This is a genomic window from Lactiplantibacillus paraplantarum, from assembly GCF_003641145.1.
Lineage (GTDB): Bacteria > Bacillota > Bacilli > Lactobacillales > Lactobacillaceae > Lactiplantibacillus > Lactiplantibacillus paraplantarum.
This window is the reverse complement of record NZ_CP032744.1, coordinates 1,787,168-1,813,017: the sequence shown is the minus strand read 5'-3', so window position 1 is coordinate 1,813,017 and position 25,850 is coordinate 1,787,168. Positions and strand designations below refer to the sequence as shown.

Here is a 25,850-nt window from a genome sequence, read left to right as displayed (position 1 = left end):
CCTAGGCGGGTAGAATTTGAAGGATTGTGGCATCACTTCCTTTCAGGTATAATTAATTTTATAAAAAGGGTAGAGTTATCCTTTGTTATGTATTTGTTCAATTAGCACATCTGACTTCTTGGCGGGAGGGGATGTGCTTTTTTTATTTCCATTTAAAATTAGATGGTGAGAACGATTTTGAGTGACCGACCCTTTCAGAACCATAGTGGACATTGGTCATGATGGCAGAACTGTCTGCACCAATGTCCATACCGTCGATTACGAGCTGTGTTGCAGCTAATTTTTGTGCTCCTTGTCCGACAGTAGTTTTTTGGGCGTCATTTAATCCCATAAAGTCATCATTGACTGTTACAATTAGGCCTCTATTGTGGTCATACGCTAAGGTGTCAATGTAAGTTGCGTAGTCGTATCCTTTTTGACCATCGTTCGCAAATCCTTGATCTTCGCTTAAGCTGGATGACAAGTCTTCATTAAATTTAGCGAGTTTTTTAGAATCCATAGCTTGAAGGATATCATTAGCATCATTACTTTTCTTCGATGAACTACTGCTTTCTTTTTTGCTAGATGCTTCTTTTTTTGAATTCGACTTTGCTACTTTTGAAGTTGATTCTTTCTTGGAGCTAGAACTTGATTCATTTGAAGAGCTAACACAAGCAGTTAAGCTTAACCCGGTTAATAGAATTGTCCCCATGGTCGCGACCTTTTTCATATTCATTTACATATCCTCCAATGATATAATTGTTTTTGTAAAGCAACATAACGTTATTTGAGGCGTTTTACTGTTGATGGCGGTGAAACGCTTTTTTGTAAACTTAGTATATCAGTCTATGCTATTACTATTCGGTTGTAACTCGTGAATTCTTTCAATACGTAATTGAAAATCTCTGATTGCCACTCCGGAGTTACTATGTTCTTTTTGTGCCTGTATTCCAGCCTCTAGAATGTCAATTTCACTGTTATATCGTTTCTGTCGACGATATAGTTTGGCCATAGTTTCAAACACGCCAGGTAACCAATTACCATGGCCGATTATTTTTAATCCATAGGATTCTGTAGCAACATAGTTTTTACTGTGCCAGAGATTGTATAGCTTTCCCGATTGAATTTGGTATCGTTCTATATTTCGGTCCTCTATTTCTATGTCTTTTATTATCCTCTCACTATCTTCTTCAAGGACAGAAGCCATGTTCGCCTTACTAAAAATGTTTAGAATCTTGTTAAACAGGTTCACGGACATTTCCTCTTTCTATGATAGATTCACTGGTTAAATTACAGTTACAGACTAAATACGCCTTGACTAATCTTAATACCCAGTTCCTGTTCGGCTACGTTTCGAATAAATAATAAATGTTTGGTTTCGAGCTGGTAGCTCTCAGCGAATCTGAGAATATTAAAATCGCCTGGTTCAATATCAGTCGTATTTAAGTAGTTCTTAATCATAATATAGAATGCGCCACGGTTCGCACGCGATTCTATTTTTGAATTTGAGACCATACTAGTATCGATGAGTGGCTCAACAGTTGGGTCGAGTAAGCAGTGTTGCAACTCATGGCATTTTACAAATATGGGTGACTTAGTATTTTCATTAATAAAAAAGGTTCTAGTCAACGGTAGTGAGTAACCGTTGATATTATCTGGTAAGTCACTAGTATAGTGGTAAGCAATCCCAAAATGACGGATTAGACGATCAGGGTCCCAAGTTCCTAACGTTTCCATATCAGTCAACGCTTCTTGCAAGGTGTCATAAATCATCTAATCACTTCATTTCCCATCAGTTTTTTTGCCATTATTATCGTAACCACCATATTTACGTAGTCGGTCTTGTCCTTCCTTACTTTCAAGGTAAGTTTTGACAAGCGCACGAATAGCAGCCTGGTCCTCATCGGATAAAGCATGATCACGTTGTGTAAGTGGCGCAACACTATTAACGATGTCATCAACGTCAATGTGTTTTGGTTCATCCGATTGAACAGTGCTTTCGCTTCCAAGCAAATCGGCGACAGAGACGTCTAGAACTTTGGCAACTTTTTGTAGGCTAGCGGTACTGGGTGTTTTTGCATCCCAGCGATAAATGCTATTTTTTCCTAAACCTGCTTTTTCAGCTAAAGTTTGTAGTGACCATCCGCGTTGCTTAGAAAGTTTTTTTATTCTTTCTAATGTAGTCATATCAACACTCCTAAGGGTATTGATGAAATTATTATCACAAATGGTGGAATATAAGTTTGACTTTTTATCACAAATGATTGATAATGAATTCATCAAGTAATTGAGCAACAAGAAACGGGCAACTTCACAGCGTAACTTTGGTAGGAAAGGCTAGAAGATGGCTTTTTGTATGCTTATTTCTTATACATTGATTTTATCACATATGGTAGAAAATGCAATAACTTGATAAATAAATTACTGAGGAGGGTTGAAAATGACTGAGGAAAAATTAATTAATGGTGCCAAAGCAATTACGACCAAAATTAAGATTGGATTATTTGAACGTGATATGAGTCAAGTTGAATTAGCCAAATTGATTGGTGAGGGCCCTACACAGGTAAATCGAGCAATTCATGCGGATATGTCACCTAAGTCTATCGATATTCGACAAAAAATTTACCGCGTATTAAATATTGAAAACTAGGAAGGAACGATGAAAATGCAAGACGTAGAACAAATCAAATTTAATGGAGAACTGATTTTGACTACAGAGCAATTAGCTGAGTTTTATGGGGCAACGAACACAGCGATTAAACAAAATTTCGCCAATAACAAGACTAAGTTTATTGAAGGTATCCATTATTATTTGCTTAAAGCAAACAGTTTGAAACAATTTAAAAGCCAGGTAGAAAATTTCGACTTGCCTATTAATAAATTTTCTAGTCATTTGTATCTGTGGACTAAGCGTGGCGCCAGTCGGCATTCAAAAATGCTAGGTACTGATCGAGCCTGGGATATGTTTGACGAGTTGGAAGAAAATTATTTTAATCCATCACGTCCAGCATTACCAACGTCACCACGTGAACTTGCAAAATTGGCACTGGACGCAAATGAGGAAACTAACCAGCGATTGGATGATGTTGAGGATGATTTAAAAGACCTAAAAGAGAACCAAGTTATTCCTCAGCCAGATTACAATATTCTGGCACGTCGGATTAATCAGCGAGTATCTGAGGTATCAAATAGCTATGGCAGCATTACTCAAAAGCAGCGTGGCGAATTATTCAAAGACATTAATGGCGGTGTCAAGAAGATTGCCGGTGTAAGCGCTCGGTCGATGTTGCGGAAAAAGGATTATCGGATGGTAATGGACTTCGTTAATGACTGGGAGCCATCGACCGCCACAAAGACCATTATTCGACAAACATCATTAGGCTTATATGAATAAGGTTCAGAGGGGGTAGCCAAATGGACAGTTTAGTAGCTTCCTTATCGAAGCTCTTTAAACAAGCATATGAACAGGGAGTTGCAGACGGTCGCAGTCAGCAGACCGTTAAGCATAAAATGATTGGACGTAAAGATTTCTACTCTGAGTTTGGTATCAAAGTAGATTCATTCGACAAACACTATCGTGATAAAGAAGGATTTCCAAAACCAGAGGGAGATGGAAAATGGTACGCACCAGCAGTCGATAAATGGTTATTGAATCATCAGAATTTAAGTAACTAAAACCTAGGCGGGTAGATGATGGTTCAATATAAGCTTAATTGGAGGGAAAATAATGATCGTATTACCAAATTGGGTAGCAGTAGTGCTACTAACATGGGTGGTAACAACATTGTGGTTTAAGCGACATGAAATTAGAGACTGGTTTGGAATTTAAAAAGGAGGTTTTAACTATGTATGATGAATCGATTAATTACGCGCTTAGTATGCGACGGCATAATACGATTCGGGCCAATGAAGAGACTTTGCTAACTGATATTCAGTTTGCTGTTGGTTGCAACGTTATCGAACGAAATAGCACGAAGAAGTATTCAGAGGAGTTCCTAGAAGCATTAGGTGACAACGGCGTGATAGTAGTAACACCTGAGCAGAAAGCCGATAAATGGATTTTTCGCTTACCGGATGAGGAGGGCAATTATGACAATTATTAGTGTTGGTGATCGTGTAACTTATCCAAGCGTTATGTCAGCTGGACAGCTCATTATTGCTGGAGGCGTTGGCAAAGTCGTTGAAATTAAACCTGACTTGTTTGGTAAGTCATCACGGCGGATTGCTGTAGTTGAAGCGTCCGGACGTAAGTTTGAGATTTTTATTTCTGCACTGAGCCAAGTGAATTAGAAAGGAAAACTGATTATGAGAAAAGTACCGCATAAGCCATTCGAAATTTGGCTAAAACAACAAAATACCCACGACCGGATGCAACCAGTCGTAGGTACCGCGTTAGACGCATATCTTATCAAACTACGTGTCTATCATACGCCCAAACCACATTTATGGCAACGAGTATGGGGGTGCAAAGATGGTAACAAGTAACTTAAATACTGCCATTTTATCGGTAATCGAAACGGGTATTGCAATCTATGGTCGTACTCCGTGCGATGAAATGACACCAGCTGATTATGAGGTGTTTTGTAACTTGAAGTAGGCCCGCAATCTTAAATTGCAATTGATTCAGGGAGGTATTTAGATGACCGATAAAGAAACGGATGTACCAAAAGTAGAGAAAGTTACGCCAGAAAAACGAGTTGAGTTACAAGCGGCATTTAATACTGGATTGGCTAAGTTCCGGTCTCAAGTTAAGGCCCCAGCCAAAAATGGACACGTTAATTACGGAACGAAAAATGGCAATAACAAAAAATACGATTATGTTCTACTGGATGACTTAATCAAATCGATTGACGATGGCTTGAAAGCGACTGGATTAGCTTGGTATCAGGAAGCTGAAATCGATATGAAAGTCATCCGTGTGCGGACAATCATCGTGCATACAACTGGTTTTGTTTACCATTCACCGTGGATGAAGTTTACAACGAACGGCCAGCCCCAGGAAGCTGGGAGCGCGATCACTTATGCTAAACGGTATTCGTTAGGAGCCTCATTCGGTGTGAGTTCCGAGGTTGATGATGACGGAGCTGCAACGAGCGCCCCGGCGGCATCACCGAGTATTGCTCAACACAGTGGTGGACAACGCCAACAGCGTGGCGGTGTTAACCAGCGACGCCAGAATAACAATCAAACTAATACTAGTAGTGGTCCCTTGAAGCAAGCAATGCATCAAATCGAATTAATCAGTCAAGCTACGGGGCGTGACCAACCTGATATTTATCAAGAACTAATGGGACAAACGGGCTACGTCGATGCTGAGCTGAATACGACCAGTAATGCTGTGAAGTTCTTCAATGCTGCTAAGCAAATGCGGCACGATTTGGAAGGTGGAAACGTATGAATGTGGTAAGTCTATATGGTCGAATTACGAATGATTTAGAGCTGAAGTATACGCAGAGTGGTAAAGCTGTTTTAAGTTTTAGCATTGCGGTGCGTGGCTATGGTGATAACAGTAACTTTATTCGTTGCCAAGCATGGGAAAAACGCGCTGAAATGCTGACGAAGTATTTTCACAAAGGCAGTCGAATCGGGATCACAGGACAGTTGATCAGTGGCAAATATGAGAGTAATGGTCAAACTCATTACACGCAAGATGTCGTCGTTAATACGGTTGACTTTGTGGATAGCAAGCAAGAGTCAGCCCAACAACGACAGCGGGCTGACACAGCGGATGCGGCCCAACAAGCGCAAGCAGGTATTAACGCACAAAATCCACAACACAATCCATTTGAAAACAATGGCAAGCAGATTGACATCAGTGATGCTGATATGCCGTTTTAGGAAGGTGGTCCATTATGGCTGAAAAAACGTATTACTGGATCAAGTTACAAATGGACTTTTTTAAATCCCCAGCAGTGCGCTTATTGCGCCGGATGTCGGGTGGCGACACCTACGCTGTTATTTATTTGGAGATGATTCTGCTATCGCTTGAGAATGGTGGCTATATCTACTTTACGGGGATTGGTAAAGATTTTTCTGAGGAGCTAGGGCTGATTCTTGAGGAGCAACAAGTCGATGTTGAGTTTTTATTAACGTTTTTGAATGCGAAACATTTGATTGAATATTCTGATGAAGATGCAAGTGCCTTTCGATTTGCGGATGATGTTACAGAAGGCTTAGTTGGCAAGGAAAGTTCATCAGCTAAGCGCGTGCGGGCCTACCGTAAACGTCAAAAAGCGTTACAAAGTAACAGTGATGTAACAGGACGTAACGTAGAGAAAGAGAAAGAGAAAGAATTAGAACTAGATTTAGAGCAAGAGTCAGAACAAGAAAAAGAATCAGGAGCAGACCAAACAGCGCAACGTGCGGACCTACCCGCACCATCCGTGTCACTAGAAAATGAATTTGACCTGATTTGGAATCAATATCCAAATAAAAAGGGAAAGAAGCAAGCGTTCGCCCATTATAAAATATGGCGTAAACAGAGTATCAAGCATACTAATGACTACTTGTTGGAACGATTACGCCTGTATCAACAGGATTTGGCTGCCAATAAGTGGAAACAACCAATGAACGGGTCGACCTGGTTTAATGGTCGCTTCGATGATGATTATCAGGCACCGAGTGCTAACCGACATGCGAATGGGTTTGCATTAGAAGACCGTGATGTTGCGGATGATGATTTGCCATGGTAAAACCCACAAAAATACAGGAATCAATTGAGCGGTTGATGAACAGTCGGTTTGAAACCTATGGCGTGAATTGCCCAAACTGTGGCACACCACTGTTACGGCCCAAGACGGTTGACTCAGTGACTGGTAGAAAACTAGCTGGGGCTTGCCCAGGAGTGATTACCTACACTGAGAATGGACAACTGCGCCGCAAGAAGTGTGGGTATACCGAACCTGTTGCACAGCGAACGATTCCAACGGCCACAGAATTAACGACGGTCGCACATCGCAATGATGCCTTGGGCTATCTGAGAACCTATAGCGTGACTAGTAGTTCTGATGTCATGCGGCACCGTTTTAAGAACTATATGGCGACGGATGAGCCTGAGAGACGAGTGCTAGTGAGGTGTCAGCAAATAGCGAAGCAGATTGCTGATGGCAAAACTGTGCATAGTCTATTAATTGGCAAAACGGGTCGTGGTAAGACGCACTTAGCAATGGGAATGCTATATGCCGTGTTGGCTCAAACAGGGTATAAGACAACTAAGCAGGTTACAAAAAATGGCGAGACTAAAACCGTCTATGTCAGTTGGAAGGCACTATTTATTGACTGGCATGAGCTTATTGAGTTGCAAAAACAGTCGTTTAAAGACGATACGTTGAAGCGACAGGTTAACAAAATTTTATTTGAAATTAAACAGGCCGATGTAGTCGTACTAGATGACTTTGGCAGTGAACGTGATACCGAATACTCGCAAGACTTAGTAGATCGGTTTTGGCGTGATCGGGAGAACAAGACGGTGATTGTGACGACTAACTTAGATGGTAAGGGTCTCGAAAATCGTTACGGCGCGCGAACATTAAGTCGAATGAAGAATTACGGTGTTGGTAATGGTGTTGCATTCAGTGCAATCAAGGATTATCGCGGTGAAGTATAAAGTGAGGTGCAAAAAATGGAATGTGAATTATGTCATGGGACTAAGGTCGTGCATCCGCAGACGATGCTCGGTGTATTCAACATTGGGCCGTGTCCCAACTGTACGGAGATCGTGCATGAACAGTATACGGAGGAGCTGGTAGAGATTGCCACAAGCAATGGGGCGCGTGCTAGAAATCAAGGACAACATTGTGACAATCGAACTAACCCAGTCCGACCAGTTGCAATATCTAGTGTCGAATGGTGAAGTTGGCTTGCTTTACGATGATGGGCGCCATATTACGGCCGCTCAGCAGCACAAGATATATGCCTTGCTGGGTGAGATTGACCGTTGGGCGGGCAACTACTTACCTGAGTTGACTAAGACACAAATGAAGGAGCAGTACGCGCTATATAGCGGAATCTATGACGGCTTTTCGTTGGCAAACTGTTCGGAGACGGTGGCAACCAACTTTATTGAATACCTAATTGATTTTTGTCTAGCGTGGAACGTACCATTTCTAACACGAACGTTGGATGAAGTGCAAGGTCAGTATGGCTGGGAGCGGACTTGTCTCAAGTATAAGAAATGCTGCATTTGTGGCAACCATGCGGATGTCGCGCATGTTCACGCTGTCGGCATTGGTCGTGATCGTAATCATATCAAACACATTGGTAATCAGGTGATGCCACTGTGTCGGGTTCATCATAATCAACAGCATAATATCGGAATTTATAGTTTCATGGCGAAATATCATATTAAAGGGGTTCGGGTTACGCCTGACGTTGCGGCGATGTTAAGGCTTGGCGATTGGCGGACTGAGCCAGGAGACCCAATCACCTTAACGGAGGCCCAAAATGAAGAGATTTAATCATCAAATACTGTTAGCGGCTGTACAGGTAGTGGAACAGCAATATGGTAGTGTCACTGATGCACCGCCAGATGCGTTGAAGCAGGTACATGCAATATCTGCTTGTATGCCAGATGCTTTGCCGACGCTCACGCACTATGAGCTACTGGTAATGAAAAGAGTGATTGCAAATGAAATATCACTGACAAAGTGTAGTCAGATGATTGGTCACAGCAATACCTGGCTAAAACCACGCTTGCTGGCAGTGATTGACGGCAATTATTTTTTATCGGAGGAAAATTATGACGAAACAACGGAAACACACCAAGAAATCAACGGTTAAGAAGAAACGGCGGCGGATGCGCATGAATGCTGACAAACATAGTCGTGAAAATTCAGAGCGCTTGCGGATGGTACATGATTATGCACCTTACCAGGTAACGAGAGGTGATAACGGATGCGAGAACTAATTGAGCAGTTGGGCAATATTTGTATTTTGGGACTCATTATCGCGGCATGGATTGCTGCGTTGATTTTCGAAACCTGGTTCGCAATCACAATTTGGAACGTTCTATTTTGAGGTGCAATGTGAAATTAATATTGGACGCTATCGGCTACCAACCATTGTTTGGCAATAAACGTGGCAAGACCCATTGGCTGGTATTCATGAAAGAGAGCAGCATAGCATGATAATCGTCAAGGAACCAACTAACGAGGAACGTAAGCGGGCGTTTGAAGCGTTCGAGGAGGATTGAGCATGAAGCAAACTGAATTAGACGTAATTATTAATTTACACAATAAATGGCTGAACAACGAGACCGGCGGTGAGCGTGCCGACTTATGGTGTGCTGACTTACGGCGTGCCAACTTAAGGGGTGCCGACTTATGGTGTACCGACTTAAGGTGTGCCGATTTAAGGGGTGCTGACTTAGAGGGTGCCAACCTAAATTGGGTCAACTGGCACGAATCAACCGGCCTTAAAGTGTACGTAGCTGGCTTGCAAAGCTCGCGCGATAATGCTCAATTAACTTATATCCCGTCGCTAGATGTGGCAACGACTGGCTGTTACCAAGGAACATGGACGGAACTTAAGCAACGAGTGGCTGATGAATACAAAGACCAAGACGAACGTATCTATAAGGCCTATCAGCTGGCAATTGATTACATCGAGGCTCAAGTGGCATTGGATAAAGCGTTCGGGGAGGATTGAGCATGATTATTAAAATTAACAATGATTATCAAGTTGATGCACAGAAATACAATAATTGGGTGCTGCAACGTATTACGGACAGTAAAGGTGGTCGATTAACGGATAGTGTTGGTAAGCCCATACCGAAAGCGATTGGCTATTACCCAGATTTATCATCAGCGTTAAAGGCAGTCTATACACAGCGACTTATTGACGATAACGAAGTTTTAAAAATTGATGAATATTTAAGTTTGTTGGCTAAAACTAATCGTGAACTTTCAAAAAATATCGATTTTTTAAATGTTGGAGGTGGCAACGATGATTAAGTTTAGAGCATGGGACAAAATTCAGAATAAAATGCTGTTACCTGACAATATTGAATTTATTCATGGTCAAGCCTATTGGGCAGAGGCTAGTACTGATGGACAGGACGGGTACTCAAACGATGGCGCAGTTGATGGAATTGACGCACTGTTTAAGCTTGAGCAGTTTACCGGCCTGAAAGACGTGGACGGCAAGGATATCTACGAGGGCGACATTTTAGCTACGTCATCTATGATATATGGGAAAAACATTACTGACTATTTAAAAGTCGAATGTCGAGAGGATTACGCAGGATTCTATTGTGGGGAGAAGCCGTTATTTGCTTGTTTGGGTGAATGGGACAATGATATTAAATTTCCACAAACCTATCCTGAAATAGTTGGCGACATCCATCGCAATGCTGATTTGTTAGAACACTGATTTTAAAGTGTTTTTAGGATGAGTATTCAGTTTTACACTTTTTATCGAAAAACGTAAACAAGGAACTGACAAAAAATGATGTACAGTAACAATCTAAAAATCAGAGAGCGAGTGTATAAATGTTTACAACAGAGAATGCTAGTGGTGAAGAAGTAGTAATTGTCTTTAGTAAAGTGGCGATGATTTCTTAGATTAAAGAACATTATCAAGTTAACTTTATTGGCACGGATGGTTACTGGGTTGACCTGAGTGGCGAAGAGTATCACTTGTTCTTGACACAGTTTAATAACTGGTTAACCATGAATTGAAAATTGAATCATAATAGTCATTAATTAAAAGAAAAGAGTGATTATTATGAAGCAAGTTTTACAAGTAACAGTACCGGTTCAAATTCCAGATAGCATGAAGTTGATACCAGATGATATGCATGGGTTTGAGGGAGAAAGTCTTATTGGACGTACATGGACGTCAAAAGATTTGCGTAAATGGTGCGGCAATAAATCTTGGGGTTGGATATTAGATAATATTATTTATAACCCAAAATATAGTCGTGAGATTGGTTATATGGAACAGCACCATCAATTGATTCATAGAGGGGTTAAAGGCAGCCCTTGGCGTTTTAAAGCTCGTGTAATGGCTGAGTTTTTAGATAGGCACTGGGAGGAATTGCCATGGTAATTATTTGAAAGGGTGATAGAGTTGGATCAAAAATCAATTCAACAAATAACGAAGTTGGTGACAGAGCTAGTTCGCAACGAACGCAAGCGACAATTTGCTAACGAGCAGACTTGGCGAGTTAAAAACACTAAGTTGCTATTGAAAAACTATGATATTCTCACGGAGCACTCCAAAGATATTGATACGGATATTGATCAGTATCTTAAAGATGTGTTCTCACAGGATGATTTAAAAATCCGTAGTATTGTGGGTTATAAGGCACGAACCAAGAAAATGATGGAGTACACAGACTTAATGCTGCAGGCCTATCACAGCTACGCTAGTAAGCGTGATATGGCAGTGAAGCGGCGCTATTTTGTAATTCAAAACATGTATATCAATCCACAAAAATGGACGTTTATGAAAATTGCTGACTATTTTAATGTGTCGGAAAAAACCATTAAGCGTGATCAGAAAGAGGCAATTCAAGAGTTTTCAATTTTCTTGTTTGGAATTGTGAGCCTCGAAGAAATGGTTGGATAATTGTCCCTTATATGTCCAGACAATGTCCCTTTTTAGATGTTATATTAATAGCGTAAATGAGTGGGTTCTTTAATTGTGTAAATAAAAAGCTGTTAAAAAGTCTAAATTGATTAGGCTTCTCGACAGCTTTTTATTATTGCTTAATAATATCATTAACTTGTTCTGTTGTCTTATTGTTAAACAATGTTTCGGAGTTACGGGTAAGTATTTGTGACCATGTATTATCAGTGAAATTATTAGTAATTGAAAATTTACATTGTGGACAAAAATGTTCATATCTACCCAAAATGATAGTTCGTTTAGTTACCAAGTCCTGTGCACATTTAGGACATCTGAGATTAGATATACCTTGAACAAAGATACGGTTATCAAAGGAGTATGAAAGATAGACAGTGAATGCAACTTCGCCCGGTTTTTTGACAGTAATTGTACTTCTAGTTTGAGGTATAAGACTATAATCTGGGAAATACTGTATTTTATTTATTCGATGAATGTTATATGACCGTGCTATCAGTAAAAGAAGACCAATTATTATTATTGTCATCCATATTTTATTATCATAAATAATGGAAAATGATTGAATAATGGATTTATTTGGAATAAACATATAAAATACTGCAGCATTTGAGCAAAGCCAAATTATTGCAGTACATAGTAGAGATGATAATGAATTCTCTAAAATTTTTTGAATTATCTTTTTCATGATATTTTCTCCTAGAATGACTAATTAGTTACATTATATCTGAAAAGAGTATGACGGTACAATAAGCCGGTAAAGTCCGATTACTGTTCTTCAAACTGGTTCTCACTTAACGGTGACATTTTTTGGAGCTTTTAGGAGAGCCAGGTACATACTTGTGTGTTTAAAAATTTGAAACAACGTAATCGCATAATACAGTGCGGTTTGATATAGTTGAGTCAATTAAATTAAAGATGTGGTGAAAATATGAGACATCCTGGTGAAATTTTGAGGCCCGAGGTTGATAGTTTTGGAATAGCATCAATTGATGAACGTTACTCTGAAATGAATGATAGCTATAACGAGGAACGTTACGGGGAATCTGTTAATTATGCGCGAAGCATGATTGAATCAACTTGTAAATGGGTATATAAAGCACTTAATGATGAGGATATTGATAAAGATAGGTATCTTAGTCTGAATAAATTAATCAAGGGTACACTAAGCTCCTTGAGTTCAGAGTTAGCGGCAAGCGAACAATTTCCAACGGTATTCGATAATGTGATTGATATTGTTACTGAGATAGGAAATTTACGAAATTTAACTTCAGTTTCACATGGATCAGCGGTAAGATCACAAACTATAACACCCGTCGAGGCCAGGTTTGTTATCTTTGCAGCAGAAGATATAACTTTGACGTTGTTAGATCTCTTATTCAATAAGACACATTCTTTAAAGAAGAATGCGGTACATTCCGTTATTGACCCTAAAGGAATGACAAAGATTCGTGAAGATGATAGCTTTGTTACCTATAAGTTAGATGGTAACACTTCTTTGGGTACAGGGACTGAATTTACAGTGTTCAAGAATTGTAATGTTATTAATCAGGTGATTGTTACCTTGCCAAAATGGGTCGATGCTAGCTCAGATCAAGAGTTTATGTCTGAACATATGCGAGATTACATGGAGGATGATGCAATAGAAAAGGGTAAAAAGGGAATTAGCGGTTATATGTACTATTCTGCTAAGAAGGATTTCTTGTATGAGGTACAAGTTGAGGATAATGTAATTTATATTACTAATGTTTAACTTTTTAAGGTGGTTTTCAGATATGTAGCATTTGAAACTGCCTCTTACTCATATAACATAGTAGAAGCTTTATATATAGTTGGATTAGATAGGGAGTGATGTGGTATGTACCAAATTGATATAACTGAGTATTTAGAGAACAAAACTGACCGAGAGTCCTTTGGAGTAACGAGTAAGGAGATATTTGTTGACTTAATGCGTCAAGTTGAGATGAAGTTTAGTGATTCAAAGATTGATTGGAATTCTTATATGAATCGTCTCTCAACTGGTAAGCGTAATGTTTATGAAATTGATTTATGGCAAAAAAATGACAAAGGAATTTGGTCGATGATTGAACACCATGAGTTTATCAGCAACACTGAAATAATTTCTTTTTTGAGGGCTAATACCAAATAAAAGCTAGCGTCCTTCGGAGGGCTTTTAATTTGGAAAACAAACTATCATTGATATATCAAGCTTTTTAGTGATATGGATTTAACTGAGAAAAGAAAGAGAATGAATTTAAACTAATAGCATGCCTTCAAACTAGCTCTCGCTTAATGGTGGGAGTTTTTGTATAGTTATATTAGTTTGGAGGAGATTGTGATGGAAATAGGTTCATTGGCGGAATGGTTTTCAGGAATTGTAGGAGCATTGGTGCTAGTTTACACAATATATCAGTCTAAACGGAGTAAAAAGGTTAGGTTAAAGATAACTTTCCATAATTCTTTAACGGCTGTTGAAGGTAAAAAAGAATTTGAAATTCCTGTTTTAGTAACTAACAAGTCGCCTGAAAAGATTGCCGAAATCGATAAGGTGATGCTTTTTGCTACCATGCCAAGTCAACCATGGAAAGATACAACGGGATTAATTATTTCTTCACATGGAAAGATGTACCAAAATGAAAAATATGGTGCCAGTCTAGTTCCGGGAGAAACAAATCAATTTTGTATGTCACGTGATTTATTTTTAATGAACTTAGATGCATATTGTGAACAGCACGAGACAGATTATGGGATGTTAGGATTTTTGATTGTCGTTACTGAGCGATCAGGAAAGTCTGTGAAAAAGAAAATAAAAAATTTTAATTTACAATGGTATTTAGATGCTGAACCCCAAAATACCAACGAAAGTTAGAATTTAATACATAAAATCAATAGAAAGCAGGGTGTGGTGGTATGTAATGGATAAACGAAAACAGGCAGGTAGGGATTACTCTTCAGGGATGGCTTACAAAGACATCTCAGCTAAGTATGGTGTGCCAGTCAATACGCTCAAATCGTGGCGTACCCGCGACGGCTGGAAGAAGGATGCATCTGCAATCAAAAAGGTGCAACCAAAACGAAAAAAAGATGCACCCAAGGTTGCACCTAAAATAGTAGATGAATTAGAGGCAAACAACGAGCTGACTGAAAAGCAGAAGTTGTTCTGCCTCTTTTATTTACAGCGATTTAATGCAACTTGGGCGTACCAGCAGGCTTACAGAGTTGATTGGAATACAGCCAATGTGAATGGTAGTCGGATGCTAGTGAATGCTAGTGTAAAACGGCAGTTGACTGAGTTGAAGAAGCAACAACAATCTGACTTGTACTTTGACCTTCAAGATATCATCCTTGAATTGCGCCAGCAGTCTAAGTCGGATGTTCGCGATGTGGTTAGCTTTAAAACAGTGAAGCGTTTGCGTTGGACTAAGATTAGAGATAAAACGGGTCCCTATGAGGATGACAACGGGCACTATCGCATGGATCCTGATATTGACCCAGAAACAGGAGAGCAAGCGTGGTATTACGAGAATATAGTAACCTTGGAAGATAGTAATCAAATTGATACGAGCAATGTAAAGTCAATCCGGATTGACAAAGGTGAGGCCGTGGTTGAAATGTATGATAAGCAGAAGGCGCTTGAGACGCTTGCTAAGTATGCTGATGTTTACACAACTCAGCAGGAATCACAGGGCGTTAAGATTGACGATAATATCGAAGGAGATGATGAAGATGAAACGAGTGAGCTTAAAGACTAAAGTAGCAACATCTTTCTACAATCTTCACGTTGATATTAAGCATCGTCGGCATTCAAATTATTGGCTGTCCGGTGGCCGTGGATCAACGAAGTCAAGTTTCGTTTCAATTGAGGTCGTATTGGGAATCATGAAAGACCCAGAAGCGAACGCCGTAGTACTACGGAAAGTTGCAAACACGCTGCGTGATTCAGTGTTTGACCAGTATCTATGGGCCATCGATGTATTGGGCGTTGAAGACTATTGGAAAGAGTCTGTTAGTCCGATGGTATTAACTTATATGCCGACTGGCCAGCAGATTCGATTTAAGGGTGCTGATAAGCCACGTAAAATTAAATCACAGAAGTTTAGACACGGCTATACTAAGTTTAAACACTATGAAGAAGTTGATGAGTTCGGTGGCTGGCCGGAAATTCGTTCTATGAATCAGTCGCTTAATCGTGGTGGTAGTGACATCATCACCTTTTATAGCTACAATCCGCCAGCGAGTCAGAATAGCTGGGTGAATAAAGTGACTGACAGTGAAGGCCTGCGCGGCGATACATTGGTGCATAAATCCGATTATCTTAGTGTTCCAAGAGAATGGCTTGGTAAAGAGTTCATTGCGGATGCCGAGCAGTTAAAGGAGGATAACCCCAAAGCGTACGCCCATGAGTATCTCGGTGAGATTACTGGGACGGGCGCTGAGGTATTTAACAACATCATTAAGCGGCGCATTACGGAACAGGAATTACAAACATTTGATAACCCAAGACGAGGACTTGATTTCGGTTTTGCCAGTGATCCATTGGCATACGAGCAAGTCTTTTTTGATGTCGCACGGCACCGGCTATACATCTACGCAGAAGTTTACCAGGTTGGGTTGAAGAACCAGAACGCCGTGGATTTAATCAAACCGTATGATCCCGAAAACAAGCCAATCACTGGTGATTCTGCTTCACCCGGAACGATTGCTGAACTTCGGGACATGGGGCTGCCGGTGATTGGTGCCATTAAGGGGCCGGGAAGTCGTGACCAGGGATTCAAATGGCTACAAGACTTACGTGAAATCATTATTGATCCGGAGCGTTGTCCTAATGCTGCCCGTGAGTTCACAGCCTATGAGTTAGAACGCGATAAGTATGGTGAATTAAAAGCAGAATACCCCGATGGTAACGACCACAGTATTGATGCTGTTCGGTATGCCATTGAGTCAATCATGCGGAAAGGAGGTTTCAAGCCTTGGAAACAAAAGCGATGATCCAATTGTTAAAGAATACCGACGGGCGACGAACTCGGTTTAACCGTCACTACAGTACAGCCTTGCGCTATTACCACAATGAAAATGATATTACATTGCGAAATGATGGTGAGTCTAAGACTAAAGAAGAAGGCAAGGAAGCCGAGGACGGCCCATTACGTCATGCTGATAACCGGGTTAGTAGTAATTATGCTCAGCTATTAATTGATCAGGAAGCGGGCTATCTTGCAACGGTGCCACCGGCAATTGACGTTGAGGACGACAATCTTAACGATAAAATCAAAAATACGTTAGGCGACAACTTTAACCTGCGTCTGAATCAGTTAGTAGTTGATGCTAGTAATGCTGGTGTTGGTTGGCTTCATTATTGGATTGATGATGACAAGCAGTTCCGTTATGGTATTGTGCCGCCTGATCAGGTTACTCCCATTTATAGCAGTGACCTCGATCGTAAATTACTGGCAGTGCGGCGTAGCTACAAAGAGCTGGACCCAGATACCGGTAAGCAATTCAATGTTCACGAATATTGGACGGCTAAAGATGTAACAGTGTTTAAGTCCAAGCTGTCAGACTATAGTGATCTGGAAACGATTGACGACCGATTCCCAACTTATGATGTATCAACTGGTGATGAAGTGGGTGCTGGTGCCGTATTTGACCATGGGTTTGGCCGGGTACCCTTTATTGCCTTCCCTAAAAACAAGGACCAACGCCCAGAGTTGTTGAAGGTCAAGGGGTTCATCGATGTGTTCGATAACGTTTATAACGGCTTCGTGAACGACATTAACGACGTACAACAAGTTATTTTAGTGCTTACCAATTATGGTGGCACCGACTTGTCAGAGTTTATGAAAACCTTAAAGCAGGACAAAGCGATTAAGATGGATAACCTCGGCCCAAGTGATAAGTCTGGCGTTGACAAGTTGACTATCGACATTCCAGTTGAAGCTCGGGACAACGTTTTGAACCGTACTGACAGCAAGATATTCGTAGATGGGCAGGGCATTAACCCGACAGATTTTAAAGCAATCGGAAATGCTTCTGGAACGGCTATTCGTGCATTATATGGGCATCTTGAACTTAAAGCGTCTAACACTGAAGCTTATTTCCGAGATGCACTTAGCGAGCTTGTGCGGGCTATTATGGGCTGGCTGGGTGTTAGTGATGCTGACAGTCGCCCAATTAGTCAGACGTGGACTCGCACAGCTATCCAGAATAGCTTGGAGCAAGCTCAGGTCGTGGCGCAGGTCGCCCAGTATTCTAGTGATGAGGCTGTTGCTAAGGCCAATCCAATTGTCGATGACTGGCAAGAAGAGTTGAAGAATCGGCAAGATGATATTGTGGCGCAAGATGGCTACGGTAATCCAGATGCTGACGACCAGCTAGGCGGTGAGGACGATGACCAAACTTAGTTATTGGGAGAAGCGTCATTTGCGCGTTAAGCAGCGAGCAATCAAGAATACGCAAGCTTATGAGAAGGCACTGCAACCCGGATTGAACGGCGCCTACCGTGAGATTGCCAAGGAAGCCAGCTCATGGGTTGATAAGTATGCCGCCAATGAGGGGTTAAGTTCTGATCAAGCCATTAAGGCATTGGACGGCATCAAGACCAAACATTGGCAGAATACGCTAGCGCAGTTCGAAGCTAAGGCCAAGACTGGAGGGTATGAACAGGAGTTAAACAGTGAATATTATAAGAGCCGCTTAGCGCGTCTGTCAGCGCTTGAAGACCAAATGCGTAAACTTACCCGTGGGCTAGCCAAGAAACATGCTAGCAGTATGGAAACAGCGTTGACGAAGCAATATGAAGACACTTATATGCGGACTACGTTTAATGTTCAGCAACAGCGTGGCGCGTTTACTTCGGATTTCGCTCATTTCAATGAGGCCCAGCTTCAAACAGTGGTATCTCGGCCATGGGCTAAAGATGGCAAGGACTTCTCACAACGGATTTGGAGGAACTATCAGCAAGAACTGCCTAGTTATTTAATGGATTCGCTGTTTCGTGCAACTGTGATGGGTTGGGGCGTTGATAAAGTTGCCCAACGAATGCACGCCCAGTTCCAAGATGTGAAGCGAAATCAGATTCATAACCTGGTGCAATCTGAATTAGGCCATATCCAAGAAGAAGCAACCGCTAAGAGCTACGAAGAAAGCGGTATTGATGCTTACGAATATATGGCAACGCTTGAAAGTCATACTTGTAACATATGCGCTAAGTTAGACGGTCAACATTTTGCGATGAAAGACCGGCGAGTTGGCATTAACTACCCCTTGATCCACGCTCGGTGCCGCTGTACGACAGTACCGTGGATTGCGGATTTACCCGATGTGGGTGAACGTTGGATGCGTGATCCTGAGACTGGTAAAGGTAAGTTAATTGAGAATGCTACCTATGCTGATTGGTGGAAGGAATATGGAACTGCCAACAGGGTTTGGAATAATGGTGACATTACTCAAATGTTGAGTAAGAAGCCGATTGCCCGTATCAGTGAGTTAACTGCTGCTCAGCTTGAAGGCATGATAATTCAGGTTGAACGGCAAAGGCCAGACGTACCGGACGATATTTATCATGGTGCCTACCGCCAAAATATGTTGGACTATGCCCACCAACTGGGCTATGATGTTAAACCAACTATTATTAATTGGAAGGATTCGCTACTAATTCCTGATAGTGCGAAAATTTATCGTTATACTGATCGAAAGCAGCAATTGTTGCGGGGTCCGCTGGAGTATTCGACAACCAACAATTCTCTTAATGGACGGGGAATATATTTTGGTGCAGATTATCAGTATACTACCAAAAAATATGGCTATTCGCCTAATGAACTTGTCACTGGTACAATGGCAGCGGATAGCGTTATCGTAAATCAATTTGAGTTTCAGGCTGCATTGCAAAAACAAATGCAAATATATGGAATTAAAGAGAAAGTACAGCCACTGGTTGGCGAGATGTTATTCGATTACGTTGCAATGGGCTTAGGCGTTGATGGGTGGTATAATTCAAATGGTGATAAGTTTGTCGTATTGAATCGAGGAAAGGTGGGAATTATTGATGAAAATAAATGAGATCAACCCAGATGTTCGAGAATTCCTATACTATCGGTTTAATGAACAGCAAGAAGCTGCGGGTATTGACTATAATTCACCTGAAATGGAATCCTTTCGTAACAATTTAGAAGTAAATAATTTTACAGCTGAGATTAAATATAGTTATTACAAGTATGCGCCTAATGTTCAGGAATGTTTGGACAAGGCCCGTAAAATCACCGAAGATCATTGGAATGTGAAAATTGAATGGCAATAACCAATAGATAGTTCCACCAGCACTCCATCACCGGTTGAGTGCTATTTTTATACCTAAATTGTCCCGAACAAGACGTAAAAAGGTTCTTTTGTTTTACACAAGTGGTGGTGCAACCACGTACAAAAAGCGTAACGGAGGAAAACAAAAATGAAACGTGAAAAACTAACAGAACTGAAACTTACCGAGGAACAAATCAAGGCTGTTATGGATATCAACGGCGAGGATATCGAAAACGCCAAGGTTAAAGCCAGTACTGGCATTGAAGCCTTGCAACAAGAAAACGAAACTTTAAAAGGTAACGTGGCTAGCCGGGATAAGGATTTGAAGGGCCTTAAAAAGCAATTAGGGGATAACGAAGAGTTGACTAAGCAAGTCACTGATTTACAAGCCAAATATGATGAGGACACTAAAGCATTGACCGCTCAGCTTAACCAAACCAAGTTGAACGGCGCATTGAATACGGCGCTGACTGGTGCTAAAGTACGTAACCCTAAAGCCATCAAGGGCTTGCTTGATATGGATAAGGTGAAGCTAACCGATGATGGCAAGCTTGAAGGTGTCGATGATCAGTTAGCAGCGCTTAAAAAGTCCGATGGCTATTTGTTCGACGAAGGTAAGCAGGGACATTACGAACCAAACGGTGGGAGTGGCCCGCAAGATCCAGATCCCGCCCAAGCAATGATCGACGCATTTAAATCTTAGGAGGAAAACAACATGGCAACAATTAATTATGCAGATGCCTACCAACAGGCGATTCAACAATCTTTTTACGACGGACATTTATTCTCAGCAGACTTATGGAACTCACCGTCAAATTCATTAATTAGCTTTGATGGTGCTAAACATATCAAAGTCCCACGGTTAACGATTGATGAAGGTCGGCGGGACCGTGCGCGGCGAACCATTACAACACCTTCTGCAAACTATTCAAATGATTGGGATCCATATGAACTTAAAAATGAGCGGTATTGGAGTACCTTGGTTGACCCATCAGATGTGGACGAATCTAACTATGTGATCTCGATGGCGAATATCACGAAGCAATTCAATCTTGATGAAAAGATGCCAGAAATGGATCGCGAAATGTTTTCTAAGCTATATCAACGTAAAGCAGACGCGAACGATGGCGGCATTCAAACTGATACATTAGATGAAAAGAACATCTTAACCGCGTTCGATGACATGATGGTCGGAATGGACGAAGCCCGTGTGCCACAACAAGGCCGAATCTTATACCTGACGCCAAAGAACAACGCCATTCTTAAACGTGCTGAAGCAATGAACCGTGAAATGGTCTTGAAAGACCCTAATAACGTTCAACGCACTGTTTATAGCCTAGATGATGTAACAATTGTGGTTGTGCCATCTGACTTAATGCAAACGGCTTTCGACTTCACGGTTGGTTCCAAACTTAAAGCTGATGCTAAGCAAATTGAAATGTTCTTGATTTCAAACGGAATTCAAATCGCACCGCAAAAGTACAGTTTTGCTGGCTTTGACAGTCCATCAGCTATGAATTCTGGGAACTTCTTGTATTACGAACAATCATACGATGATGTTTTCATCTTGAAGACCAAGACCAAGGGGATTGAATTTGTTGTGAGTGATAAGGCTCCGGCAGAAGGCACAGTGCAAACATTGGCTAAACCAACCGATTCAAGCACGGTCGAACAAATCAAGGCTTATTTAGACCAAGAAGGAATTCAATACGATGCTAGTGCCGTTAAAGCTGATTTATTAGCACTCGTTAAGTAAAGGTGGGGTAAGCATGGAACAATTACCGCGGCGGCCAGTGTTATTGGCCCAACTAAAGAAGCTATTGCCGAAGCCTGACGGGAATGATGGCTATGATGATGTTTTAAGTTATGTGCTCGATAAGACGATTATGGATGTGGCAAATTATTGCCATGTTGATCCGATTGCCTTATCAGAACATCTGGATAGCACGATTGTAGCGATGTGCATGCAGTATGTCGGCACCCATCAGTTGTTAACGCCACTTGACGAGCAGTCGGGAGATGTTGATAGTATTTCCGAGGGTGATACCTCCGTTAAGTTTAAATCGCCATCACAAGCCTATCTGGAGCTGCAGGAAGCCAATGTAATTAGCGATAACTTTTTGGCGACTCTGAATAGTTACCGGGTGGTGAAACAATGAATGGTTATAAGCGCATGGCAAAAGTGTTGCCCAAACTATGGCATGATCGCGTAACCATTACCGGTGTGCGGGAAGTTGAAGATGGGCCATTCACAACCACCGAAGACGTGGTTATTTGTGAAAATCGCCCGGCAAAAGTGGTACTGTCAGGATTGAAAACCAGCGAACAATCGTTCTATGGGACTGATTTGTACGACGCCAAGCTCATTATTGATAACGGGGTTAAGGTAGCTGCTGGTGATTTGATTGCCGTCACTGATGTGAATGGCAATGTGACCCAGTATAAGCGCGCTAGCAGGGGGTATACGGGCTATGAGACCCATCAAGAAGTAGCGATGGTTCGTGATGAGAAGGCTAAAGAGGTGGCAGCTAATGAGTTGGGGAACGATTGATGATGCTGAATTCAAAGAATTTGCGAAGAAGGTTCAAACGGAGGCCAATGCCGAAATTCTTAAATCGCAGTTGGAAGAGAGTGTAAAACGAGTTGGTGCACAAATACTCAAAGGAGTCAAAGCCAAAACACCGGTTGACACAGGGACGCTTCGACGTGGTTGGGAATTGAAAGGGCCAACAGTTAGTGCATCCGTGATTACGTTGACGGCGCTAAACAACATCGAATATGCGCAATATATCGAAATGGGACATAGAACTCGTGGCGGTGGTTGGGTTCCTGGGCAGCACATGCTGATGAAAACAATGTTTGAGGTTGATGACCAAATGACGTCATTGTTGACCCCTGCACTACAAAAGTTCTTATCTAAGCTCTCATGAGGTGGTTCAATGTCATTTAATGTAACGAAGCGAATTGCTACACAGTTGGCTCAACTTGTTCCAGGGTTGCCCATTTATCGTGAACAACAACGAGGTGGTTTTCAAGAGCCATCTTTTTTTGTGGAAAAGTTGCCAACTGCTATTATGCCAAACCTATTCGGTATCCAAGTGCGAGATAATCACTTTCAATTGGTGTATTTTCCAGACCCGGAAAACCCGAATGAAGATATGGAAATGATGGAAGAATTATTAGCTGATAATTTTGTTCAGTTAAATGATTTCGCAGGGATCACAAACCGAAACTTCGACCACAACGATGGGGCGTTACTGATGACATTCACTGTCAGTTTCCGCGCGGTACCTGTTGATGATGGCACGAAACAAGAGACGATTGATTATCGAGGAGGGACAAAACGTGAGTGAAACCAAGAGAACAGTAAAGCGAGCCAAAACGGTTGTGCCAAAGTTTGATAAGGCCGACTTGTTAATGGCGAGTGCGTTCACGAAGTTGGAAGTCGATATTCTCAAAGTTGTTTTGGAAGAAGATAAACAATATTCGTTAGAACAAGCTAAAAGTGAAATCAATAAATTTAAGGAGGCAATTTAAATGGCAGGCGGAATTTGGAAGACACAAAATAAGGTACGACCTGGCGCATATATCAATGTCAAAGGGGTGCCGGAACAACAAACTGATACGACTACTGGCCGTGTATTAATGGCAAACGGTGTTGATTATGGTTGGGGCGCTAATGGGGTCATTGAGCTATCTGGAGATAGTGACTTTCGCGCACTGATTGGTGTTGCTCAGACGGATTCTAAGGCGATTACAATTCATGAAGCTTTAAAGGGAGCCGTAACTGTGTTACTAGTCAACGACAATGCTGGTACTAAAGCAACAGTGGCTGATGAAGGCTTGCCATGGACGCTTACAGCTAAATACGCAGGTGTACGTGGTAATGATCTGACTGTCAGTGTGTTAAAAGACCCGACGGACGAGACGAAAATTACAGTTACAACGCTTCTAGGAACGTCTGTAGTTGATCAACAGGCAATTAAGAGTGATGGTTCAGTGCCACTGCTGTCTAATGATTATATTGATGTTGTTACCGCAGATGAAACGGCAGGACCAACCAAATTGGCAGCATTGACTGGTAAGACCACGTATAAGCTGACGGGTGGTACTAGTGAAAAGGGCGACATCACGACATTATTGTCTGACGCCATGGAGACTCGCTCATACAGTGTCGTCACGACGGCCGGCTATCCAGTTGATACTGAGATTCATGCCTTACTTGCGAACCTTGTACAGCGGATGCGTGATGATGAAGGGTACAAGGTGACGGGCGTTGTACCAGCTTTGACGACCGACACCAAGTACAATTCGGAAGCCATTACAGCTGTTGTCAATGGCGTGACATTAATGGATGGCACGGTCTTGGACGCAACTACCGCAGCCGCATATATTGCAGGAGCATCATCTGCGCTTGATGGTAGTGCCTCGTTGACGTATGCCGTTTATCCGGATGCACAAGATGCGACACCTCGCCTTTCAAATACAGCAATCATTGATAATTTGAAAGCAGGACACCTCGTATTTAGTGTGAAGCGAGATGGCGATGTGGTTATTGAAGAGGACATCAACAGCCTGGTTCAATTTACTGATGACAAGCCAAGCTATTTTGCTAAAAACCAGGTCATCCGCACAATCGATGGCATTGCGAATTTGACGCAAACAATTTTCGAAAACCAGTTCATTGGTAAGGTCAACAACGATGACACTGGTCGCGACCTATTCAAAGCAAACCTTGTGGCTCAACTGGATACATTGCAAAATGGTGGTTCTATCACTAATTTTGTGGCTGATGATGTAACTGTGGCAGAAGGCCAAACTAAAGACTCCATTGTGGTAGATTTAGCGGTTCAACCAAACGAAGCAATGGAAAAATTATACATGACGATTACTGTTCAATAGGAGGGTCTAAAACATGGCTGAAAACACGACAATCGGCTCGTTCCTTAATGGGCGCGATACGATTTCAACTAAGGACGCGAAAATTTATATCACTATCAATGGCAAGGTTATTCCATTGATTGAAGCAAATAAATTTAGCGCCAAGCTAGAAAAAAATAAGGAAGATGTGCAGACACTTGGATCACGTTGGAAGCACAAAAAGACTACGAGTGTGGAAGGAACTGGGACGTTAGGTGGTTACCTAATTAGTTCGAACTGGTCTAAGTATGCTTTACCATACATCAACGGTGGCAAAGACTTGTACTTTGAAGCGACTTTAACAATTAATGATCCTACCAGCGCAGCTGGCACTCAAACATTACATTTCACTGACGTCAACTTAGATGATGTTCCGTTTGCTGATTTTGAAGCGGATGACGATGTAATGCAATGGGAATCTGATTTTACTTTTGAAGGCGTTAGCCTAATTCAGGCATTCACTGGATTCGATTTATAGGAGGAATTACAACATGACCGAAGAAAAGCAACAACGTAGTGTATCTAGCTTTCTGAAACAAAATATGGCGTATGAACCAGCAACCAAAGAAGTCGCGTTCAAGCGCTTTACTGAGCCGTTTGTTATTCGAGAGATTACTAATAAAGAAATCGATGGATTACGAAAGAAAGCCACTCGTCGGCGTAAAAATCCGGCAACGGGTCAAATTGAGGAGACTCAAGACCAGGAGCTGTTTGGCGAACTACTTGTCACAGCTTCGGTCGTGTTCCCTCCGTTAGATGATCATGAACTTCAAGAAAGCTATGGTACATTAGCTGATCCAATCGGGACGTTGAAGGAAATGCTGAAAGTTGGTGAAATGACTGATCTTAGTGGTGAAGTCATGAAACTGTCAGGTATCAACCAGGAAAACTTGAAGGATTTAACGGATGAAGTAAAAAAATAATTCAAGACGGTGAAGGTGCAGATTTTTCATACTATTTCTATACGATGAATAACTTCAACTGGACCCCGTCACAGTACACAGCCCTAACTATCCGAGAAAAGGCACTCGTGATCGCTGGGATTGACATAAGAGTTAAGGAAGAACGACGTC

42 protein-coding genes and 1 pseudogene are annotated in these 25,850 nt (G+C 41.6%); 38 read left to right on the top strand and 5 right to left on the bottom strand.

The window, feature by feature from the left end; translation table 11 throughout:
• Nucleotides 1-142: 142 nt before the first annotated feature.
• From LP667_RS08810 to LP667_RS08795, 4 genes are all read right to left on the bottom strand, one after another.
• Nucleotides 143-715, bottom strand: coding sequence for a hypothetical protein (locus tag LP667_RS08810; RefSeq protein ID WP_056988231.1), 573 nt, complete (start codon nt 713-715; stop codon nt 143-145).
• Nucleotides 716-820: 105 nt separating this feature from the next.
• On the bottom strand, nt 821-1,186 hold the full coding sequence (locus LP667_RS08805; protein ID WP_147374850.1) for a hypothetical protein: 366 nt from the start codon (nt 1,184-1,186) through the stop codon (nt 821-823).
• Nucleotides 1,187-1,275: 89 nt separating this feature from the next.
• The gene (locus LP667_RS08800; protein WP_056988233.1) at nt 1,276-1,752 is read right to left on the bottom strand and encodes a M78 family metallopeptidase domain-containing protein; all 477 of its coding nucleotides are present in this window, start codon (nt 1,750-1,752) and stop codon (nt 1,276-1,278) included.
• A 9-nt stretch (nt 1,753-1,761) separates the two neighbouring features.
• Complete coding sequence (locus tag LP667_RS08795) at nt 1,762-2,259, bottom strand: helix-turn-helix domain-containing protein (protein ID WP_244926159.1); 498 nt, start codon at nt 2,257-2,259, stop codon at nt 1,762-1,764.
• 160 nt (nt 2,260-2,419) lie between these two features.
• On the opposite strand from LP667_RS08795, the gene LP667_RS08790 reads away from it, so the two are divergent.
• From LP667_RS08790 to LP667_RS08705, 20 genes and pseudogenes are all read left to right on the top strand, one after another.
• Nucleotides 2,420-2,629: a helix-turn-helix domain-containing protein gene (locus LP667_RS08790; protein WP_056988234.1), complete on the top strand. Its 210-nt coding sequence runs from the start codon at nt 2,420-2,422 to the stop codon at nt 2,627-2,629.
• Nucleotides 2,630-2,644: 15 nt separating this feature from the next.
• Nucleotides 2,645-3,373, top strand: coding sequence for an ORF6N domain-containing protein (locus LP667_RS08785; protein WP_056988318.1), 729 nt, complete (start codon nt 2,645-2,647; stop codon nt 3,371-3,373).
• Nucleotides 3,374-3,393: 20 nt separating this feature from the next.
• Nucleotides 3,394-3,654, top strand: a complete 261-nt coding sequence (locus LP667_RS08780; protein ID WP_056988235.1) for a hypothetical protein — start codon at nt 3,394-3,396, stop codon at nt 3,652-3,654.
• Between the two features lie 170 nt (nt 3,655-3,824).
• Entirely contained in the window at nt 3,825-4,082 is a 258-nt protein-coding gene (locus LP667_RS08775) for a hypothetical protein (protein ID WP_056988236.1), read from the top strand.
• The gene (locus LP667_RS08770) at nt 4,069-4,269 is read left to right on the top strand and encodes a hypothetical protein (RefSeq protein WP_056988237.1); all 201 of its coding nucleotides are present in this window, start codon (nt 4,069-4,071) and stop codon (nt 4,267-4,269) included. Before LP667_RS08775 ends, LP667_RS08770 begins: the two co-directional genes overlap by 14 nt.
• A 15-nt stretch (nt 4,270-4,284) precedes the next feature.
• On the top strand, nt 4,285-4,464 hold the full coding sequence (locus tag LP667_RS08765; protein ID WP_121018927.1) for a hypothetical protein: 180 nt from the start codon (nt 4,285-4,287) through the stop codon (nt 4,462-4,464).
• A gap of 154 nt (nt 4,465-4,618) precedes the next feature.
• On the top strand, nt 4,619-5,377 hold the full coding sequence (locus LP667_RS08760) for an ERF family protein (protein WP_056988238.1): 759 nt from the start codon (nt 4,619-4,621) through the stop codon (nt 5,375-5,377).
• On the top strand, nt 5,374-5,817 hold the full coding sequence (locus LP667_RS08755; RefSeq protein WP_056988239.1) for a single-stranded DNA-binding protein: 444 nt from the start codon (nt 5,374-5,376) through the stop codon (nt 5,815-5,817). Before LP667_RS08760 ends, LP667_RS08755 begins: the two co-directional genes overlap by 4 nt.
• A gap of 14 nt (nt 5,818-5,831) precedes the next feature.
• Entirely contained in the window at nt 5,832-6,671 is an 840-nt protein-coding gene (locus tag LP667_RS17030) for a phage replisome organizer N-terminal domain-containing protein (protein ID WP_056988240.1), read from the top strand.
• The gene (locus tag LP667_RS08745; RefSeq protein WP_056988241.1) at nt 6,665-7,585 is read left to right on the top strand and encodes an ATP-binding protein; all 921 of its coding nucleotides are present in this window, start codon (nt 6,665-6,667) and stop codon (nt 7,583-7,585) included. Before LP667_RS17030 ends, LP667_RS08745 begins: the two co-directional genes overlap by 7 nt.
• Before the next feature lie 145 nt (nt 7,586-7,730).
• A complete protein-coding gene (locus tag LP667_RS08740) occupies nt 7,731-8,435 on the top strand; it encodes a putative HNHc nuclease (protein WP_056988242.1) in 705 nt (234 codons plus the stop codon).
• Complete coding sequence (locus LP667_RS08735) at nt 8,422-8,757, top strand: hypothetical protein (protein ID WP_056988243.1); 336 nt, start codon at nt 8,422-8,424, stop codon at nt 8,755-8,757. Before LP667_RS08740 ends, LP667_RS08735 begins: the two co-directional genes overlap by 14 nt.
• Nucleotides 8,717-8,884, top strand: a complete 168-nt coding sequence (locus LP667_RS16730) for a hypothetical protein (RefSeq protein ID WP_156648173.1) — start codon at nt 8,717-8,719, stop codon at nt 8,882-8,884. The genes LP667_RS08735 and LP667_RS16730 overlap by 41 nt, the downstream gene beginning before the upstream one ends.
• Nucleotides 8,872-8,994, top strand: coding sequence for a hypothetical protein (locus tag LP667_RS17235; RefSeq protein ID WP_262880027.1), 123 nt, complete (start codon nt 8,872-8,874; stop codon nt 8,992-8,994). Before LP667_RS16730 ends, LP667_RS17235 begins: the two co-directional genes overlap by 13 nt.
• Nucleotides 8,995-9,011: 17 nt before the next feature.
• Nucleotides 9,012-9,104: pseudogene (locus LP667_RS17025) on the top strand (SAM-dependent methyltransferase); the annotation flags it as partial.
• Nucleotides 9,105-9,171: 67 nt separating this feature from the next.
• Nucleotides 9,172-9,624, top strand: coding sequence for a pentapeptide repeat-containing protein (locus LP667_RS08725; RefSeq protein WP_056988244.1), 453 nt, complete (start codon nt 9,172-9,174; stop codon nt 9,622-9,624).
• Nucleotides 9,625-9,626: 2 nt separating this feature from the next.
• Entirely contained in the window at nt 9,627-9,929 is a 303-nt protein-coding gene (locus LP667_RS08720; protein ID WP_180992842.1) for a hypothetical protein, read from the top strand.
• Nucleotides 9,922-10,347: a YopX family protein gene (locus tag LP667_RS08715; protein ID WP_082618895.1), complete on the top strand. Its 426-nt coding sequence runs from the start codon at nt 9,922-9,924 to the stop codon at nt 10,345-10,347. The genes LP667_RS08720 and LP667_RS08715 overlap by 8 nt, the downstream gene beginning before the upstream one ends.
• Nucleotides 10,348-10,701: 354 nt before the next feature.
• Complete coding sequence (locus LP667_RS08710; RefSeq protein WP_056988245.1) at nt 10,702-11,025, top strand: DUF771 domain-containing protein; 324 nt, start codon at nt 10,702-10,704, stop codon at nt 11,023-11,025.
• 21 nt (nt 11,026-11,046) lie between these two features.
• Complete coding sequence (locus tag LP667_RS08705) at nt 11,047-11,547, top strand: hypothetical protein (RefSeq protein WP_056988246.1); 501 nt, start codon at nt 11,047-11,049, stop codon at nt 11,545-11,547.
• A gap of 133 nt (nt 11,548-11,680) precedes the next feature.
• On the opposite strand, the gene LP667_RS08700 is transcribed toward LP667_RS08705, so the two are convergent.
• Nucleotides 11,681-12,250 (bottom strand): hypothetical protein, encoded by a 570-nt coding sequence (locus tag LP667_RS08700; protein WP_056988247.1) that lies wholly within the window; start codon nt 12,248-12,250, stop codon nt 11,681-11,683.
• Between the two features lie 243 nt (nt 12,251-12,493).
• Here LP667_RS08700 and LP667_RS08695 point away from each other — a divergent pair, with 243 nt between their 5' ends.
• The 18 genes from LP667_RS08695 to LP667_RS08610 all read left to right on the top strand — a co-directional run bounded on the left by LP667_RS08695 (nt 12,494) and on the right by LP667_RS08610 (nt 25,700).
• On the top strand, nt 12,494-13,315 hold the full coding sequence (locus tag LP667_RS08695) for an abortive infection family protein (RefSeq protein WP_056988248.1): 822 nt from the start codon (nt 12,494-12,496) through the stop codon (nt 13,313-13,315).
• A 105-nt stretch (nt 13,316-13,420) separates the two neighbouring features.
• Nucleotides 13,421-13,711: a hypothetical protein gene (locus tag LP667_RS08690; RefSeq protein WP_056988249.1), complete on the top strand. Its 291-nt coding sequence runs from the start codon at nt 13,421-13,423 to the stop codon at nt 13,709-13,711.
• 189 nt (nt 13,712-13,900) lie between these two features.
• Nucleotides 13,901-14,431, top strand: a complete 531-nt coding sequence (locus tag LP667_RS08685; RefSeq protein ID WP_056988250.1) for a hypothetical protein — start codon at nt 13,901-13,903, stop codon at nt 14,429-14,431.
• Nucleotides 14,432-14,477: 46 nt separating this feature from the next.
• Nucleotides 14,478-15,314: a terminase small subunit gene (locus LP667_RS08680; protein WP_056988251.1), complete on the top strand. Its 837-nt coding sequence runs from the start codon at nt 14,478-14,480 to the stop codon at nt 15,312-15,314.
• Nucleotides 15,289-16,551: a PBSX family phage terminase large subunit gene (locus LP667_RS08675; protein WP_225366473.1), complete on the top strand. Its 1,263-nt coding sequence runs from the start codon at nt 15,289-15,291 to the stop codon at nt 16,549-16,551. Before LP667_RS08680 ends, LP667_RS08675 begins: the two co-directional genes overlap by 26 nt.
• The gene (locus tag LP667_RS08670) at nt 16,533-17,963 is read left to right on the top strand and encodes a phage portal protein (RefSeq protein WP_056988253.1); all 1,431 of its coding nucleotides are present in this window, start codon (nt 16,533-16,535) and stop codon (nt 17,961-17,963) included. Before LP667_RS08675 ends, LP667_RS08670 begins: the two co-directional genes overlap by 19 nt.
• Complete coding sequence (locus LP667_RS08665; protein ID WP_056988254.1) at nt 17,950-19,620, top strand: minor capsid protein; 1,671 nt, start codon at nt 17,950-17,952, stop codon at nt 19,618-19,620. Before LP667_RS08670 ends, LP667_RS08665 begins: the two co-directional genes overlap by 14 nt.
• A complete protein-coding gene (locus LP667_RS08660; RefSeq protein WP_056988255.1) occupies nt 19,607-19,858 on the top strand; it encodes a hypothetical protein in 252 nt (83 codons plus the stop codon). The genes LP667_RS08665 and LP667_RS08660 overlap by 14 nt, the downstream gene beginning before the upstream one ends.
• A gap of 147 nt (nt 19,859-20,005) precedes the next feature.
• On the top strand, nt 20,006-20,560 hold the full coding sequence (locus LP667_RS08655; protein WP_056988256.1) for a phage scaffolding protein: 555 nt from the start codon (nt 20,006-20,008) through the stop codon (nt 20,558-20,560).
• 12 nt (nt 20,561-20,572) lie between these two features.
• Nucleotides 20,573-21,613: a hypothetical protein gene (locus LP667_RS08650; RefSeq protein WP_056988257.1), complete on the top strand. Its 1,041-nt coding sequence runs from the start codon at nt 20,573-20,575 to the stop codon at nt 21,611-21,613.
• A 13-nt stretch (nt 21,614-21,626) separates the two neighbouring features.
• On the top strand, nt 21,627-22,016 hold the full coding sequence (locus tag LP667_RS08645; RefSeq protein ID WP_056988258.1) for a head-tail connector protein: 390 nt from the start codon (nt 21,627-21,629) through the stop codon (nt 22,014-22,016).
• A complete protein-coding gene (locus tag LP667_RS08640) occupies nt 22,013-22,408 on the top strand; it encodes a hypothetical protein (protein ID WP_056988259.1) in 396 nt (131 codons plus the stop codon). Before LP667_RS08645 ends, LP667_RS08640 begins: the two co-directional genes overlap by 4 nt.
• On the top strand, nt 22,389-22,787 hold the full coding sequence (locus LP667_RS08635) for an HK97 gp10 family phage protein (protein WP_056988260.1): 399 nt from the start codon (nt 22,389-22,391) through the stop codon (nt 22,785-22,787). Before LP667_RS08640 ends, LP667_RS08635 begins: the two co-directional genes overlap by 20 nt.
• A 9-nt stretch (nt 22,788-22,796) precedes the next feature.
• Complete coding sequence (locus LP667_RS08630; protein ID WP_056988261.1) at nt 22,797-23,210, top strand: phage tail terminator family protein; 414 nt, start codon at nt 22,797-22,799, stop codon at nt 23,208-23,210.
• Nucleotides 23,203-23,394: a hypothetical protein gene (locus tag LP667_RS08625; RefSeq protein WP_056988262.1), complete on the top strand. Its 192-nt coding sequence runs from the start codon at nt 23,203-23,205 to the stop codon at nt 23,392-23,394. Before LP667_RS08630 ends, LP667_RS08625 begins: the two co-directional genes overlap by 8 nt.
• Nucleotides 23,395-24,759 (top strand): phage tail sheath C-terminal domain-containing protein, encoded by a 1,365-nt coding sequence (locus LP667_RS08620; RefSeq protein ID WP_056988263.1) that lies wholly within the window; start codon nt 23,395-23,397, stop codon nt 24,757-24,759. It begins immediately after the preceding gene.
• A 13-nt stretch (nt 24,760-24,772) separates the two neighbouring features.
• On the top strand, nt 24,773-25,255 hold the full coding sequence (locus tag LP667_RS08615) for a phage tail tube protein (protein ID WP_056988264.1): 483 nt from the start codon (nt 24,773-24,775) through the stop codon (nt 25,253-25,255).
• A 13-nt stretch (nt 25,256-25,268) separates the two neighbouring features.
• Entirely contained in the window at nt 25,269-25,700 is a 432-nt protein-coding gene (locus tag LP667_RS08610; protein WP_056988265.1) for a phage tail assembly chaperone, read from the top strand.
• Nucleotides 25,701-25,850: the final 150 nt, after the last annotated feature.

What these genes read in the sequence shown, in the direction of transcription:
- LP667_RS08780 (WP_056988235.1), top strand. Translation starts at nt 3,394, where the DNA reads ATGGACAGTTTAGTAGCTTCCTTATCGAAGCTCTTTAAACAAGCATAT.
- LP667_RS08665 (WP_056988254.1), top strand. Translation starts at nt 17,950, where the DNA reads ATGACCAAACTTAGTTATTGGGAGAAGCGTCATTTGCGCGTTAAGCAG.
- LP667_RS08795 (WP_244926159.1), bottom strand. Translation starts at nt 2,259, where the DNA reads ATGAATTCATTATCAATCATTTGTGATAAAAAGTCAAACTTATATTCC.
- LP667_RS08615 (WP_056988264.1), top strand. Translation starts at nt 24,773, where the DNA reads ATGGCTGAAAACACGACAATCGGCTCGTTCCTTAATGGGCGCGATACG.
- LP667_RS08650 (WP_056988257.1), top strand. Translation starts at nt 20,573, where the DNA reads ATGGCAACAATTAATTATGCAGATGCCTACCAACAGGCGATTCAACAA.
- LP667_RS16730 (WP_156648173.1), top strand. Translation starts at nt 8,717, where the DNA reads ATGACGAAACAACGGAAACACACCAAGAAATCAACGGTTAAGAAGAAA.
- LP667_RS08770 (WP_056988237.1), top strand. Translation starts at nt 4,069, where the DNA reads ATGACAATTATTAGTGTTGGTGATCGTGTAACTTATCCAAGCGTTATG.
- LP667_RS08655 (WP_056988256.1), top strand. Translation starts at nt 20,006, where the DNA reads ATGAAACGTGAAAAACTAACAGAACTGAAACTTACCGAGGAACAAATC.
- LP667_RS08805 (WP_147374850.1), bottom strand. Translation starts at nt 1,186, where the DNA reads ATGGCTTCTGTCCTTGAAGAAGATAGTGAGAGGATAATAAAAGACATA.
- LP667_RS08785 (WP_056988318.1), top strand. Translation starts at nt 2,645, where the DNA reads ATGCAAGACGTAGAACAAATCAAATTTAATGGAGAACTGATTTTGACT.
- LP667_RS08675 (WP_225366473.1), top strand. Translation starts at nt 15,289, where the DNA reads ATGAAACGAGTGAGCTTAAAGACTAAAGTAGCAACATCTTTCTACAAT.
- LP667_RS08620 (WP_056988263.1), top strand. Translation starts at nt 23,395, where the DNA reads ATGGCAGGCGGAATTTGGAAGACACAAAATAAGGTACGACCTGGCGCA.
- LP667_RS08700 (WP_056988247.1), bottom strand. Translation starts at nt 12,250, where the DNA reads ATGAAAAAGATAATTCAAAAAATTTTAGAGAATTCATTATCATCTCTA.
- LP667_RS08745 (WP_056988241.1), top strand. Translation starts at nt 6,665, where the DNA reads ATGGTAAAACCCACAAAAATACAGGAATCAATTGAGCGGTTGATGAAC.
- LP667_RS08720 (WP_180992842.1), top strand. Translation starts at nt 9,627, where the DNA reads ATGATTATTAAAATTAACAATGATTATCAAGTTGATGCACAGAAATAC.
- LP667_RS08610 (WP_056988265.1), top strand. Translation starts at nt 25,269, where the DNA reads ATGACCGAAGAAAAGCAACAACGTAGTGTATCTAGCTTTCTGAAACAA.
- LP667_RS08635 (WP_056988260.1), top strand. Translation starts at nt 22,389, where the DNA reads ATGAGTTGGGGAACGATTGATGATGCTGAATTCAAAGAATTTGCGAAG.
- LP667_RS08755 (WP_056988239.1), top strand. Translation starts at nt 5,374, where the DNA reads ATGAATGTGGTAAGTCTATATGGTCGAATTACGAATGATTTAGAGCTG.
- LP667_RS08715 (WP_082618895.1), top strand. Translation starts at nt 9,922, where the DNA reads ATGATTAAGTTTAGAGCATGGGACAAAATTCAGAATAAAATGCTGTTA.
- LP667_RS08640 (WP_056988259.1), top strand. Translation starts at nt 22,013, where the DNA reads ATGAATGGTTATAAGCGCATGGCAAAAGTGTTGCCCAAACTATGGCAT.
- LP667_RS08760 (WP_056988238.1), top strand. Translation starts at nt 4,619, where the DNA reads ATGACCGATAAAGAAACGGATGTACCAAAAGTAGAGAAAGTTACGCCA.
- LP667_RS17235 (WP_262880027.1), top strand. Translation starts at nt 8,872, where the DNA reads ATGCGAGAACTAATTGAGCAGTTGGGCAATATTTGTATTTTGGGACTC.
- LP667_RS08775 (WP_056988236.1), top strand. Translation starts at nt 3,825, where the DNA reads ATGTATGATGAATCGATTAATTACGCGCTTAGTATGCGACGGCATAAT.
- LP667_RS08790 (WP_056988234.1), top strand. Translation starts at nt 2,420, where the DNA reads ATGACTGAGGAAAAATTAATTAATGGTGCCAAAGCAATTACGACCAAA.
- LP667_RS08680 (WP_056988251.1), top strand. Translation starts at nt 14,478, where the DNA reads ATGGATAAACGAAAACAGGCAGGTAGGGATTACTCTTCAGGGATGGCT.
- LP667_RS08735 (WP_056988243.1), top strand. Translation starts at nt 8,422, where the DNA reads ATGAAGAGATTTAATCATCAAATACTGTTAGCGGCTGTACAGGTAGTG.
- LP667_RS08690 (WP_056988249.1), top strand. Translation starts at nt 13,421, where the DNA reads ATGTACCAAATTGATATAACTGAGTATTTAGAGAACAAAACTGACCGA.
- LP667_RS08660 (WP_056988255.1), top strand. Translation starts at nt 19,607, where the DNA reads ATGAAAATAAATGAGATCAACCCAGATGTTCGAGAATTCCTATACTAT.
- LP667_RS08810 (WP_056988231.1), bottom strand. Translation starts at nt 715, where the DNA reads ATGAATATGAAAAAGGTCGCGACCATGGGGACAATTCTATTAACCGGG.
- LP667_RS08800 (WP_056988233.1), bottom strand. Translation starts at nt 1,752, where the DNA reads ATGATTTATGACACCTTGCAAGAAGCGTTGACTGATATGGAAACGTTA.
- LP667_RS08695 (WP_056988248.1), top strand. Translation starts at nt 12,494, where the DNA reads ATGAGACATCCTGGTGAAATTTTGAGGCCCGAGGTTGATAGTTTTGGA.
- LP667_RS08765 (WP_121018927.1), top strand. Translation starts at nt 4,285, where the DNA reads ATGAGAAAAGTACCGCATAAGCCATTCGAAATTTGGCTAAAACAACAA.
- LP667_RS08685 (WP_056988250.1), top strand. Translation starts at nt 13,901, where the DNA reads ATGGAAATAGGTTCATTGGCGGAATGGTTTTCAGGAATTGTAGGAGCA.
- LP667_RS17030 (WP_056988240.1), top strand. Translation starts at nt 5,832, where the DNA reads ATGGCTGAAAAAACGTATTACTGGATCAAGTTACAAATGGACTTTTTT.
- LP667_RS08725 (WP_056988244.1), top strand. Translation starts at nt 9,172, where the DNA reads ATGAAGCAAACTGAATTAGACGTAATTATTAATTTACACAATAAATGG.
- LP667_RS08710 (WP_056988245.1), top strand. Translation starts at nt 10,702, where the DNA reads ATGAAGCAAGTTTTACAAGTAACAGTACCGGTTCAAATTCCAGATAGC.
- LP667_RS08645 (WP_056988258.1), top strand. Translation starts at nt 21,627, where the DNA reads ATGGAACAATTACCGCGGCGGCCAGTGTTATTGGCCCAACTAAAGAAG.
- LP667_RS08630 (WP_056988261.1), top strand. Translation starts at nt 22,797, where the DNA reads ATGTCATTTAATGTAACGAAGCGAATTGCTACACAGTTGGCTCAACTT.